Origin of the sequence: Pseudomonas sp. Irchel 3A5 (assembly GCF_900187575.1) — a bacterium.
In the GTDB taxonomy this organism is placed as follows: Bacteria; Pseudomonadota; Gammaproteobacteria; order Pseudomonadales; family Pseudomonadaceae; genus Aquipseudomonas; species Aquipseudomonas folii.
In genome coordinates, this window is the sequence record NZ_FYDU01000015.1 from 31,645 (window position 1) to 44,342 (window position 12,698).

The window sequence follows — 12,698 nt, forward strand, 5'->3', positions numbered from 1 at the left end:
ACGGATTCGCTGATGAGCAGCGTAGGGGATACTCGAACGAACGTCGCTTGAGTGTGGTCAACTCCTTTGAACCCCGACTCAAGGAGAGTGTTCCATGCCGTCTGATCGCTACATAGATTTTGCCAACTCTGACCTGGGCAGCCGCCTGGTTGGCGCTATTGGCCTGCCTAAGCCGGTCAGACTGGAACGCTGGCAGGCAGGACGTCTGCGCCCTGTTGAAGGTTCGTTGCTGATCAGCGCCGGGCCGTTGGCTGATCAAGTCAGGCTGTTTGCCCCACGCTTGACCGAGTCGATCTACAGCTTTGGCTCAGAGGTGCCGGGCGCAACGGCCTGGGCTGTCGATCAAGGCCCGAAAATCAAAGCGGTGGTCTTCGATGCCAGCGCTTTCACGCGCACCGACGACCTCAAGCAATTACGCGAATTTTTCCAGCCTCTGCTGAAAAAACTGGATAACAGCGCGCATGTGGTGATTCTTGGCCATTCACCCGCCAATCTGAGCGAACCGCTGGCTGCCAGCACCCAGCAGGCGCTCGAAGGCTTCAGCCGCTCGCTGGCCAAAGAGATGCGCAACGGCGGCACTGTGCAGTTACTACAGGTGGACAGTGGCGCGGAGGATCAACTTGAAGGTGCCCTGCGGTTTTTCCTGTCGCCCAAGAGCGCGTTCATCTCCGGACAGGTCATCCGCCTGAGTCCTTGCCCGACACACGTGCAGGACTGGAGTCGCCCACTGAGCGGGCGCAGGGCACTGGTGACCGGCGCTGCACGCGGTATCGGCGCAGCGATTGCCGAAACCCTGGCTCGCGACGGTGCCGAGGTGGTCTTGCTGGATGTGCCTCAGGCCAAATCAGACCTGGATGCCCTGGCAGCACGACTGGGCGGCAAAGCCCTGACGCTGGACATTGGCGCACCGAATGCGGGCGCGCAGTTGATCGAACATCTGCAGGGCGGCATCGACATTCTGGTGCACAACGCCGGTATCACCCGGGACAAGACGCTGGCCAACATGTCTGCCGATTTCTGGGATTCAGTGCTCTCGGTCAATCTCAACGCCCCCCAAGTCTTGACTGAAGCGCTGCTGGACAGCGGCACCTTGCGCGATAACGGTCGCGTCATTCTGCTGGCCTCGATCAGCGGGCTTTCCGGTAATCGCGGCCAGACCAATTACGCCACCAGCAAGGCAGGCTTGATCGGCCTGGCTCGGGCAATGGCGCCTGTATTGAGCGAGCGCGGTATCAGTATCAATGCCGTGGCTCCGGGCTTTATCGAAACCAAAATGACTTCAAGCATGCCATTTGCCCTGCGTGAAGCGGGCCGACGCATGAGTTCGTTAGGTCAGGGCGGTTTGCCGCAAGACGTCGCTGAGGGGGTTGCCTGGCTGGCCCAACCGGGTGCTGGTGCGGTCAGCGGTCAAGTGCTGCGGGTCTGTGGTCAGAGTGTCATCGGCGCATAAGGCGCAAGACAATAAACAAGAGCAAGGAGATGCACGATGAGCGCTCACTGGCGATACCTGGATTCCCTGCCGACATTGCCAAACCTGTTCGTACAGGCGGCGATGCGGCGCAAGGTGACCGGTACTGAACTGCCTGATATCGGGTTGCGTTGCTGGACTTCCGTGGATCCGCAAAAGCTGTCTCAGTACCGCGAAGTGTGCGGTTTCAGCGAAAACAGTCTGCTGCCTCCGACTTATCCACACGTGCTGGCGTTCAACCTGCAAATGCAACTGATGACGGACAAGGACTTCCCCTTCCCGTTGTTAGGCCTGATTCATCTTGCCAACCGGATCAGGATTCATCGGCCGCTGGGCAGCGTGAACAAGGTGTACATCGGTGTAAAAGCTGAAAACCTTCAGCCTCACGATAAAGGTGCCACGTTCGATCTGATCACTCAGGTTGAAGACTCAATGGGCCTGCTCTGGGAAGAAGAAAGCACGATGCTGTGTCGCGACGTGAAGCTGGAAGGTGCGGTGAGTGGCGATTATGAGCCTGCGGACTTGCCAATGACCGAAGTCGCACGCTGGCGGGCGGCGGCGGAAATTGGCCGACGTTACGCCAAGGTGTCCGGCGACTACAACCCGATTCACCTGAGCGGGCCAAGCGCCAAGCTGTTTGGCTTCCCGAAAGCGATTGCCCATGGCATGTGGCTCAAGGCAAGAACCCTGGCCTTTCTGACCAACCACCTCCCGGCGTCGAACGTCGATATCAACGTGCAATTCCAGAAGCCGGTGCGCCTGCCCAGCGAGATTGTGCTGTCGGCCAGCGCAGCGGGCTCCCACGGCCAATTCCGCCTGGAAGGTGCGCCGGGGTTGGTGCATATGGTGGGGAATTGGCAGCCGGTGACGGAAGTCGTGGAGTAATGGTGGGCTGAAATGAATTGTGGGAGCGGTGCTTGCCCGCGATAAGGCTGGACGCGATCTAAAGTGAATCGCGTCCAGCCTTATCGCGGGCAAACACCGCTCCCACAGGTAAGGCGTCGCTCATACCCTCTTTTATTTACATCAAGGCTTCTTCTTGCGCGGACCGGTGTTGAACACCGGGACTTTACGCACAGGCTTGGCTGATGGGGCCTCCGGCGCAGCGTCGCCACTGTCGATCCATTTGCCCAGGTTACGTTTGCCCCCACCGGAGGTTTTGGGTTTCTTCGGCTTTTTCGGTTTCTTCAGGATCTGGCCGCTTGCATCGGTGGTTGGCACGCGGTGTTCCGGTTCGAAATCCGGTTCTTCTTCACGGCGCAACGTCTGGCGAGTCAGGGTTTCGATCGCTGACAGCAATTCCACTTCGTCAGCGCATACCAGCGAAATGGCCTCACCCGTCAGGCCTGCCCGGCCGGTGCGGCCAATGCGGTGAATGTAGTCTTCGGCAACGATCGGCAGGTCGAAGTTGACCACGGTTGGCAAATCATCGATATCCAGACCGCGCGCAGCAACATCGGTCGCCACCAGAATCTGTACTTCACTGGCCTTGAAGCGATCCAGCGCACGCTGACGTGTCGCTTGCGGCTTGTCGCCGTGAATACCGTCAGAACTGATGCCCAGCCCCTGCAAACGATCCACGAGTTGATCGACGCCAACGCGAGTCTTGGCGAACACCAGAACCTGAGACCAGCGCAGTTTTTTCAGCAGATGGATAAACAATTCAGGCTTGCGCTTCTTGTCGACCGTCACCACCCATTGCTTGACCGAAGACGCCGCCACGTTGCGCGGGCTGACTTCGATAGTCAGTGGGTCGTCGAGCATCTGCGCGGCCAACTGGCGGATGGCGTCGGAGAAGGTCGCAGAGAACAGCAGCGTCTGACGTTTCTTGGGCAGCGCCTTGTAGATGTCGCGCAGTTCTTCGGAGAAGCCCAGATCGAGCATGCGATCCGCTTCGTCGAGGATCAGGGTTTGCAGTTGGGAAAACTTCACCGCGTTCTGGCGGTAGAGGTCGAGCAAGCGGCCTGGAGTTGCCACCAGTACATCGACGCCTTTACGCAGTTTCATCATCTGCGGGTTGATGCTCACGCCGCCGTAGACCGCGTAGGTGCTCAGCGGAAGGTGTTCAGCGTACTGACGAATGTTCTCGTGGACCTGCTCGGCCAACTCACGGGTCGGCACCAGCACCAGCGCACGCACCGAGTTAGGCGTGACTTTCGGGCCTTCCATGGTCAGGCGTTGCAGCAGTGGCAAGGCAAAACCGGCAGTTTTACCAGTACCGGTCTGGGCTGCGGCCATCAGGTCACGCCCGGCCAGGACCGGTGGAATCGCCTGCGCCTGAACAGGCGTCGGGGTCTGGTAGCCGAGCGTCTCAAGAGCGCGCAGCAGGGGTTCGATCAGGCCGAGTGTGGCGAATGTCATTGGAATACCGTAGATAAATCACGCGAGATGGCGCGCAGTTTACCCTGTCCGGGCTATTCCGGCCTGCACCGCCTGCGGCTTTCGCCATTAGCTCGGTTCGATCCGCTGTAGAGACTGAACGTAAGGCTATAAAGAACGCCGTTAAAATCCGCGCTGACGCTTGATGGCGTCGCTGATTTTCGCCGCAGGCACTTTCTGCAGCGTGCAGAGCAATTGATGAGAGATTGTAGAAAGGCCGTGGGTGTGGCGCAGCTCATGGGTCAGGTACGCAGTGAGGTTGGCTGCCATTTCGGCATCGGCCATTGCCCGGTGAGCCTTGCCGGTATTGGGCAGGCGCGCATAGCTGGTCAGGGTTCCAAGCTTGTGATTGGGCGCACTCGGCATCAGACGTCGCGCCAACAGCAGGGAACAGGCAAAGCTTTGCGGACGACTGCGCTCGATGCGAGACAGCTCGTAATCCCAGAACTTCTGGTCGAACGAGGCGTTATGCGCCACCAACGGGATCGCCCCAACGAAGTCTGCCACGTCACTCATGACCCGCTCGGCCGACGGCGCGGTGCGAATCATGCTGTTGCTGATGCCGGTCAGCGACTCAATGAAGCCAGGAATCCGCACACCGGCGTTCATCAGGCTCTGAAAGCGATCGACGATGCGCCCCTGCTCCATGATCACCACGGCAATCTCCGTGGCACGGCAGCCCTGGCCGGGAGAAATACCGGTGGTTTCGAAGTCGATGACCGCTACTTGTTCCAACACGTGCCTGAACCCTTAAAAAATCAACGTAAAAGCAACGCGCCTTCGATGGGCACGTAACGGCTGGCGGCGCGGATCAGCGAGTTGGCGGTCAGCCCCGGCACGCCATAGGCAACCGCTTCGACACCATGTTTGCTGATGATGCGCTCGAGCAACAAATCGAAATCGCCATCGCCGGAGGCCAGTACCACTTCGTCGACCTGTGGCGCGACGTCCATGATATCGATGGTGATGCCCACATCCCAGTCACCCTTGGCCGACCCATCGCTGCGCTGGATGTAGGGCTTGAGTTTGACGGTGAAACCGAGGTTGCGGAGGATTTGCTGGAATTGCTGCTGCTTGCTGTCGCCACGGTCGATGGCATAGGCGTACGCCTCGACGATTTCGCCGCGCTTGCTGATATCCGCCCACAACGCCGCATAGTTGAAATGGCAACCATGGGCCTGCCGGACGGTGTAATAGAGGTTCTGTACATCGGCGAACACAGCGATTTTCTTCACCGGTAATCCTCATGACTCAGCAGCGCAGCCAAACGACAACGCCGATTCAGAAGTTGAATCGGCGCTTAGTATGCCAGTTTCGTGGATGACCCGGGCATTGGCGGCCACTCGCTCCAACAAAGAAATGCGGTCTCCTGTGGGAGCGGTGCTTGCCCGCGATAAGGCCGGATGCGGTTCGCTCTAGATTGCATGGACCTCATCGCGGGCAAGCACCGCTCCCACAGGTACCGTATTTCAGCGCGGCAGGTAGGTGTCTGAGTAAAACGCCTCCTGGAAATACATCTGGATAGCTGAATCAAACAAACGAATCATCATCCCCGCCATCAAAACCGCCGTCATCCCAGCCGCCTTGATCGCTGCCGTATGAATCGTTGCTGGTCACACTCTCCTGGTTATCGTTCCAGCCGCCACCTGAATCCTGAGGGCTATGATCAGCAACCTGAGCAGGCTCTTCTTTGATGACTTCCACAACTTCTTCAGGCTGGTTGTGATTGCCGAACATGCTGCTGATGCCCTGCGCCAGCATGACGCCACCCGCTACGCCAGCTGCAGTTTGCAGAGCGCCACCCAGAAAGCCGGTGCCTCTCGGAGCCTGTTGCTGCGGCGCAGCATAGTTGCCTTGCGGCGCGCTGTAAGGCGGGGGGCTGGACGGGCCACCGTCGCGCCAGCCACCACCGGACGACGCTGGCGGCTGAGAAAATGACTGCTGCGGCTGAGGCTGCGGACGATTGCCGCCACCGCCGAAGATGCTCGACAAGAAACCACCACCGCCCTGCGCCGGAGCCGAAGAGCCTTGAGCCTTCGCCTGCTGGAGTTCAGCCTGCAGACGCTGGATTTGCTCGTCGCGCTCTTTGACCTGCTGGTTGAGCTGATTCACCGCCGCTTCCTGCACCAGAATCGCCTGCGCCATGTAATAAGGTGCGGCGGGCTGCTGGTTGAGATGCTCCTTGATCCTGGCTTCAGCCTCTACGTCACGGGGGGCTGAGCTGGTTTCGGCACTTTTCAGTTTGCTGAAAAGACCATCGATCAGGGTTTGCTCTTCGCTGTTCATGGCGACCTCGTTAGATTGCCGTTAAAAATCTTCGCCTGGCCGGATAGCCAACGCGTAAGCAAGGTAATGGGGCTAATCCAGGGCGTTTCAATATACTGTCGCAAATGTTAAGAAGGCTCTGGCCGGTGCCTGGTTAGCCAGCTAAAGTGACCGACTGCTTTTTCTGCGACCCGACCCTAATGAACCCGCTGACGATTCTTACCGACTCCCTGTACTTTTTCCGGCGCAACCTGACGAGCATTCTGGTGCTGTGTCTGCCGCTGGTGATCGTTGAGGCGCTGGCCAAGCAGGCGCTGAGCAGTTCGCTGACGGCCAGTACCTCATCGACTTACGAGTTACTGATCGGTCTGTTGTTCTATCCGCTCTATACCTGTGCATTGATCCTGTTCATGGATGCACGCAGCCGTGGTGGAGATCAGCCTGGACCGCGCGACCTGCTCGCCATGGCGCTGCGCATGTGGCCGACCTTTGCCGTGCTCTCGGCACTGAGCACCCTGCTGATCATGTTTGGTCTGTCACTGTTCATCCTTCCCGGCATCTGGGTGATGATCAAACTGGTGTTCTCGGAATACCTGCTGGTGCTACGTGGCCTGACACCGCTGATGGCTATGCGCGCGAGCTTCGAGATGAGCAAGGGCCATTTCGTGCGCATTCTGACCTGCGTGCTATGCATTTATATTCCCCTGTCGCTGCTTGAAGGGGGCGCATATCTCCTGCTGCCCGAGCCGCCAAATGAGGCGGCCATTTTGCTGATCAACATAGTCAGCAGCTTCCTGCAGTTGTTCACCAGCGTGGTGATGTTTCGTCTGTTCATGCTGCTCAACGAACCGCCTGAACAACCTGAAGAGCTGGAGTGAACGAGACGAAGGCTGCCAATCATGTTCCAGTCGAGCTATGCTCGGGTTTGCGCTTTTTTCGAAAACCCTGCAACGCGACCTTTGACTGAACGCAGCGCGTTCTAAGCCGAGCCGATGAGCCGCTTGATCCGTTTCATGCTGATTCTTGTATTGCTGGCCGGCGTGCTGCTGGTGCTGGTCTACACCCTGACCTGGCGCCCTGCTCCCCGTGAAGAATTGCCTGTCGCCTGTACCCCTGCAGATAAAACACCGCGTTTGATACCGGGACAAGCGCTCAAGGTCATGACCTGGAACATCCAGTATCTGGCGGGCAAGCGTTACGTGTTCTGGTATGACATGACCGATGGCAGCGGCCCGGACGAGCGACCTACGCCAGAAGATGTCGCCTTCAATCTCGATGAAGTCGCCAGGGTGATTCGCGACGAACAGCCGGACATCGTCCTGCTGCAGGAAGTGAACGACGGCGCGAAGAGCACCGGCTACGACGATCAACTGGCGCTGCTGCAAGAGCGCGTCACCGACCTGTATCCCTGCAGCTCCGAGGCGTTTTACTGGAAAGCCGATTTCGTCCCAAATCGGCATATCGCAGGCAGCGTCGGCATGAAACTCGCGACCCTGAGCCGATTCGAAATCGACCGGGCCGAACGCATCCAGCTTCCGATTCGCGACGCCAACCTGATCAGTCGCCAGTTCCAGCGTAAACCCGCGTTGCTGGTGAGTTACCTGCCCCTGCGCGACGGCGGCCATCTCGCGGTGATCAACACCCATCTGGACACCTTTATCGAAGGCGACGACGCCATGCAGCGCCAAGTTCAGGCGACCAGCAAGCTGCTCGACAAGTTTGAAGCCACCGGTACGCCCTGGCTGATAGGTGGGGATTTCAACTTGCTGCCGCTGGGTCAATATCAGCGCCTGCCGGCCGAGCAGCGCTCGTTGTATCAGCCGGACAGCCAGTTGCACGTGCTCTGGGACAAATACCCGATGATCCCGAACAACGTTGAAGTCGGCGGCATTGATCGCTCGAAATGGCTCACGCACTTCCCCAACGATTCCCGCGTCAATGGCCCGGATCGTACGGTGGATTACCTGTTTTTCAGCCCGCGACTCAAGCGCGTCGGCGCTGCCGTGCGCCAGGAAGACACGTTGCTGATTTCCAATCATTTGCCAGTGATTGGGCGGTTTTTGTTGCCGGTGTTGCCTTAGGCCATTTAGGAGAAAGTCGTGGGACCGGCTTTAACCGGGAAAGCGATATGTCTAATGGTACATTTTTAGTGACTGTAGTGGCCTCTTCCCGGCTGAAGCCGGTCCCACGACAGCACGCTGATACTCGGGGTCTCATATCCCTATAGGACCGAATTCAGTCAGGAATGCGGTATTTCAGGCAATACATAGGCTGCGGATGTACCGGCCCATTCGCGAATGAATTCGCTCCCACGAAATGTATTGGCAGGCAACATGGAATCGCCCAGAAAGAGCGTGTCACTCTGTGGTGATGGTGGATAAATGAGCGTTATTGAAAATTATTCGATTCTTGGATCGCATGATCGTGGCGCCAACCTTCATGGGCTAAGTTTCTGGGAGCTGTTGCCTACGGGAGTCGCATGGTCTTTTCTCGGGTGTTCTCACAAAATCGAAAATCCCCAGAAACTGATTCCTGAATTATTAGTGGACGGTACTGGCATAGCGGTTGTGATTGCTCCATTTGATATAAAAGAAAATGAAGCCCTGATTATCAAGCCTGACGGCGATCTGATGTGGGATGTCTGTGCTGCTGCAAAATCTATAATTGGCCAAGGCATTTTTTCTGATGTTTATTATGTATCCGGGCAGCTGTGCTTTTTTGTAAACATCAATAATCTGGATTACAGATTTTCGTTTGATGTTGTTTCTGGGGCGGTCGGCATGTTAATTCCGTCCTATTGAATTCATCTCGCAACCATCTGATGTAGTTGGCTGTTTTTTGTCGCCGGCGTTGCCCTGAGTTTCCGCGAACTTGAACAAATATCTGTAGGAGCTCACGAGCACCGCGAGGCAGCGATGGCGGTGTGTCAGGCAAATCGCTATCGCGGCCTCGCGGTGCTCGTACGCTCCTACAGGGACCGTGTTTGCTGCGCGATAGGGTTGTGGCAGGCACAGAAGGCGCTCTCCTAAAGCGCCTTCACTTCCTCGGCTTGATCCGCGCTGTCGGCTCGGCAATCAGCGGGTCATCCGGCCAATAGTGCTTCGGATACCTGCCCTTCAAGTCCTTCTTCACTTCGGCATAGGTGCTGCGCCAGAAGTTGGCCAGGTCTTGCGTCACCTGCACCGGACGGCGGGCCGGGGACAGGAGGTGCAGTTTGACGATCTGCCGCCCATTGGCGATGCGCGGTGTGTCGGCCAGACCAAACAGTTCTTGCAGGCGCACGGCAAGAATCGGCGGGTGTTCGCTGTAATCCAGCCGTACTGATGACCCGGACGGCACGCTCAGGTGATGCGGAGCCAGCTCATCCAGACGTTGGGGCAACGGCCACGGCAGCAGGTTATGCAGGATCGACGACAAGTCCAGATTGCTGAAATGGCTGAGCCGAGACACCTTGCCCAGATACGGCAACAACCAGATTTCCAGACGCTCTAGCAAACCGGCGTTACTGACATCCGGCCATTCGCTGCTGTCTTTCTGCTGCAGATCCAGCGAGCGCAACAAACCGACGCGCGCCTGCCATTGACGCAGTTCGGGCGTCCACGGCAACAATTCCAGACCTTTACGCCGCACCAAAGCCAGCAACGCCTGACCTTTGGCAGACTCATCCAGCCCGGTCAGTGGCTCGCGACTGAGGATCAATTCCCCGACCTTGCGCTGGCGCTCAGCACGAAACACACCTTCGCGCTCATCCCAATCCAGTTGGTCGAGCTGAACCACCTGTTCCGCCAACACTGAATCAAACAATGCCGGGTCGAACTCTGCCGCCAGATAGATACGCTCTTCGCGTTGCCCCTGACGGCTGCCAAGGTCGGCGACTACCAACCACGGTTGCTTCATCAACGCATCGACTTCGGCAAACAAGGCCGCACGCCCATTGGCCAGTCGGTATTCCGCACCGCCAGCTTTTCGTTGCTGGGCGACACGGTCGGGATAGGCCAGCGCCAGCAGCGCACCGAGCCAGCGCGGATGCTCTGGATCGCTGACTGGCTCAGTCGCAGCGCCACGTAAATAGCTGCGATATTGACGAGCCAGTTGCCTGGCCCGCTGCACACCACCTTGAGCGCCACGGGCAGCGCGTTCACTGCCATCGAGCAGCGTCAAACGACTGTGCAGATCGGCACCGGCACCACGCAAAATGTCGCGCTCGCCAAGCAGTGCAGCAACATCGCAGGCCAGACTGCCAAGGCCCAGCGCCTGACCGCGCAGGAGCAAATGGGCGATACGCGGGTGAGCGGGCATCTCAGCCATGGCCTGACCATGAGACGTAAGCTTGAGCTCTTGCCCCGGTTCTCGGGTCAGCGCGCCCAGACGGACCAACAAATCCTGAGCCTGCCCATAGGCCGCAGCGGGCGGCACATCGAGCCAGACCAGTTGCGTCGGCGTGACACCCCAGCGCGCCAGTTGCAAGGCCAAACCGGCGAGATCTGCCTGAAGGATTTCCGCTGCGCCATACGCAGCAAGTTGCTCATGTTGAGCTTCGGACCACAGCCGATAACACACACCCGGCTCCAGGCGCCCTGCTCGACCGGCGCGCTGAGTCGCGCTGGCTTTGGAGATGCGCTGCGTGTCGAGGCGAGTCATGCCGCTGCCCGGATCGAAACGCGGAACCCGCGCCAACCCGGCGTCGATTACCACGCGCACGCCGTCGATAGTAAGGCTGGTTTCGGCAATGTTGGTCGCCAGCACCACTTTGCAAATGCCCTTGGGGGCGGGTTCAATGGCGGCACGCTGGGCGTTCAGGTCCAGCTCGCCGTGCAACGGGCACAGCATGATGTCGGGGCGTGAGCCCAAGGAATCCGCCAGTTGCTGATTGATCCGCCGAATCTCGGCCTGCCCTGGCAAGAACACCAGCAGGCTGCCGCTTTGATCGTTGATCGCATCCAGCACCGTCTGCACCACACGCGGCTCGATGAATTCGCCGGGCTGAAACGGTCGGCCCCACTGCATCTGCACCGGGAACATCCGACCGTCGCTGCGTACCACCGGCGCATCGTCGAGCAAACTCGAAAGGCGCTCGCCCTCCAGAGTGGCCGACATCAGCAGGATCTTCAGCGGTTGCTCGTCACGGAAGAGATCGCGACCGTTGAGGCTCAGGGCCAAGGCCAGGTCGGCATCCAGGCTGCGCTCATGAAATTCGTCGAAGATCAGCAAACCCACGCCTTCCAGCGCCGGATCATCCTGCAAGCGCCGGGTCAGAATGCCTTCGGTGACGACTTCGATGCGTGTGTTGGGGCCTACCCTGCTTTCCAGACGGATGCGGTAGCCAACGGTTTCACCCACCTTCTCGCCCAGCTCGCTGGCCAGTCGCTCGGCCGCTGCCCGCGCTGCCAGTCGGCGTGGTTCGAGCATGAGAATGGTTTGCCCGGCGAGCCAGGTTTCCTCAAGCAGCGCCAACGGCACCCGCGTGGTCTTGCCTGCGCCGGGCGGAGCTTCGAGCACTGCTTCATGGCGCTCGGACAGCGCCCGGCGAAGGTCGGGTAAAACGGCATCGATGGGCAGGGAAATCATGGAGGCTCCAGAACAGGCGGCCGATTATACGTACCAACGGCATTAAATCTGCTATCAGCCCTTCAAGCCCTTACTTGAGTTTAAAGCGAGAGTCGCCCGTCAATTGATACAACAACTCAATGCCTTCCGGCCAAGGTCCGTATCCGGTCTGGCCGTTGATGTGCCCAGCGTTTTCCAGCCAGACCAACTCGCTGCCCCACGCTTCACTGAAGAACCGGGCTCGTTCCTGAGTCACATAAGGATCGTCAGTACTGGCTACCGTGATCGTCCGGAATGGAAGGCGTTGCGTCAACATTGGCGTAAAGCCGCTCGTGCCCGATGGATAGCTGTCTGCCTCGGTATCGCTGGGTGCCACCAGCAAGGCACCGCGTACCTTGTGCGCCTCAGGATATTGCTGGGCCCAACGAGTAATCAGGGTGCAGGCAAGACTGTGGCCGACCAGCACGACTTCACCGTCAGTTGCCGTGATTTCCTGATTGAGGCGTTCAACCCAATCCGCTGCAACCGGGGTTTCCCAATCCTCTTGCTCAACCCTGTGCAGGTCAGGGAACTGCCGCTCCCATTGCGACTGCCAGTGGGCCTCACCCGAATTGAATAACCCCGGTAACACCAAAACCCTGATTGTCATTTTTCGTCTCCCTATGAAAGTCTCAGCAATATGCAGTGGAATGGGTAGCGGGTAAATCCCGGATGCTCCAGGCAGCTAATAACCGAAAAATGCAAATAATTGATTTTGAATGTTTTTTACCTGTAGGAGCGCGCTTGCCCGCGATTACGTCAGTGCAGGCGATATATTCATCGACTGAAAGACTGAATCGCGGGCAAGCGCGCTCCTACAGATAAGTGTTAGCTGCGAGACAGCGCTGTGTCAGGGATCCGTGGCAGTTGCTACAGGAAAGTGCATTTCAGTTCAGGGTTCTGGATGTTGGCCACTAATGAGATACGCCAGCGAACCGCCGAACCGCCGAACCGTGCAATAGTCATAGCTCTGCGTTATTTGCCTTGTATAGTTGCCACT

At 58.4% G+C, this 12,698-nt stretch carries 11 protein-coding genes; 5 read left to right on the forward strand and 6 right to left on the reverse strand.

Annotated features, from left to right (window positions below):
- Positions 1–94 precede the first annotated feature (94 nt).
- Both CKW31_RS22635 and CKW31_RS22640 read left to right on the forward strand, forming a co-directional pair.
- Positions 95–1,450 carry a 3-oxoacyl-ACP reductase gene (locus tag CKW31_RS22635; protein WP_095100376.1) on the forward strand — a complete coding sequence of 452 codons (1,356 nt, stop codon included), beginning with the start codon at positions 95–97 and terminating at the stop codon, positions 1,448–1,450.
- A 36-nt stretch (positions 1,451–1,486) separates the two neighbouring features.
- Entirely contained in the window at positions 1,487–2,353 is an 867-nt protein-coding gene (locus CKW31_RS22640; protein ID WP_095100378.1) for a MaoC family dehydratase, read from the forward strand.
- A 141-nt stretch (positions 2,354–2,494) separates the two neighbouring features.
- Here the strand turns inward: CKW31_RS22640 and CKW31_RS22645 are convergent, their stop codons facing one another.
- From CKW31_RS22645 to CKW31_RS22660, 4 genes are all read right to left on the reverse strand, one after another.
- Positions 2,495–3,829: a DEAD/DEAH box helicase gene (locus CKW31_RS22645; protein ID WP_095100381.1), complete on the reverse strand. Its 1,335-nt coding sequence runs from the start codon at positions 3,827–3,829 to the stop codon at positions 2,495–2,497.
- A gap of 141 nt (positions 3,830–3,970) precedes the next feature.
- Positions 3,971–4,582 carry a PolC-type DNA polymerase III gene (locus tag CKW31_RS22650; protein WP_176469955.1) on the reverse strand — a complete coding sequence of 204 codons (612 nt, stop codon included), beginning with the start codon at positions 4,580–4,582 and terminating at the stop codon, positions 3,971–3,973.
- Between the two features lie 23 nt (positions 4,583–4,605).
- A complete protein-coding gene (locus CKW31_RS22655) occupies positions 4,606–5,082 on the reverse strand; it encodes an NYN domain-containing protein (RefSeq protein ID WP_027902939.1) in 477 nt (158 codons plus the stop codon).
- A gap of 295 nt (positions 5,083–5,377) precedes the next feature.
- Positions 5,378–6,133: a DUF2076 domain-containing protein gene (locus tag CKW31_RS22660; protein ID WP_095100386.1), complete on the reverse strand. Its 756-nt coding sequence runs from the start codon at positions 6,131–6,133 to the stop codon at positions 5,378–5,380.
- 179 nt (positions 6,134–6,312) lie between these two features.
- Here CKW31_RS22660 and CKW31_RS22665 point away from each other — a divergent pair, with 179 nt between their 5' ends.
- The 3 genes from CKW31_RS22665 to CKW31_RS22675 all read left to right on the forward strand — a co-directional run bounded on the left by CKW31_RS22665 (position 6,313) and on the right by CKW31_RS22675 (position 8,913).
- Positions 6,313–6,990 carry a YciC family protein gene (locus CKW31_RS22665; protein WP_095100388.1) on the forward strand — a complete coding sequence of 226 codons (678 nt, stop codon included), beginning with the start codon at positions 6,313–6,315 and terminating at the stop codon, positions 6,988–6,990.
- A 114-nt stretch (positions 6,991–7,104) separates the two neighbouring features.
- Positions 7,105–8,193 (forward strand): endonuclease/exonuclease/phosphatase family protein, encoded by a 1,089-nt coding sequence (locus tag CKW31_RS22670; RefSeq protein ID WP_095100389.1) that lies wholly within the window; start codon positions 7,105–7,107, stop codon positions 8,191–8,193.
- 300 nt (positions 8,194–8,493) lie between these two features.
- The gene (locus CKW31_RS22675; RefSeq protein WP_095100391.1) at positions 8,494–8,913 is read left to right on the forward strand and encodes a hypothetical protein; all 420 of its coding nucleotides are present in this window, start codon (positions 8,494–8,496) and stop codon (positions 8,911–8,913) included.
- A gap of 235 nt (positions 8,914–9,148) precedes the next feature.
- Here CKW31_RS22675 and hrpB read toward each other — a convergent pair whose 3' ends face one another.
- Together hrpB and CKW31_RS22685 are read right to left on the reverse strand one after the other, a co-directional pair.
- On the reverse strand, positions 9,149–11,680 hold the full coding sequence (gene hrpB, locus CKW31_RS22680; RefSeq protein ID WP_095100393.1) for an ATP-dependent helicase HrpB: 2,532 nt from the start codon (positions 11,678–11,680) through the stop codon (positions 9,149–9,151).
- Between the two features lie 70 nt (positions 11,681–11,750).
- A complete protein-coding gene (locus tag CKW31_RS22685) occupies positions 11,751–12,308 on the reverse strand; it encodes an alpha/beta hydrolase (RefSeq protein WP_095100395.1) in 558 nt (185 codons plus the stop codon).
- Positions 12,309–12,698 lie beyond the last annotated feature (390 nt).

Coding starts and splice junctions, on each gene's coding strand:
- CKW31_RS22635 (WP_095100376.1), top strand. CDS start 95: ATGCCGTCTGATCGCTACATAGATTTTGCCAACTCTGACCTGGGCAGC.
- CKW31_RS22640 (WP_095100378.1), top strand. CDS start 1,487: ATGAGCGCTCACTGGCGATACCTGGATTCCCTGCCGACATTGCCAAAC.
- CKW31_RS22645 (WP_095100381.1), bottom strand. CDS start 3,829: ATGACATTCGCCACACTCGGCCTGATCGAACCCCTGCTGCGCGCTCTT.
- CKW31_RS22660 (WP_095100386.1), bottom strand. CDS start 6,133: ATGAACAGCGAAGAGCAAACCCTGATCGATGGTCTTTTCAGCAAACTG.
- CKW31_RS22665 (WP_095100388.1), top strand. CDS start 6,313: ATGAACCCGCTGACGATTCTTACCGACTCCCTGTACTTTTTCCGGCGC.
- CKW31_RS22670 (WP_095100389.1), top strand. CDS start 7,105: ATGAGCCGCTTGATCCGTTTCATGCTGATTCTTGTATTGCTGGCCGGC.
- CKW31_RS22675 (WP_095100391.1), top strand. CDS start 8,494: ATGAGCGTTATTGAAAATTATTCGATTCTTGGATCGCATGATCGTGGC.
- hrpB (WP_095100393.1), bottom strand. CDS start 11,680: ATGATTTCCCTGCCCATCGATGCCGTTTTACCCGACCTTCGCCGGGCG.
- CKW31_RS22685 (WP_095100395.1), bottom strand. CDS start 12,308: ATGACAATCAGGGTTTTGGTGTTACCGGGGTTATTCAATTCGGGTGAG.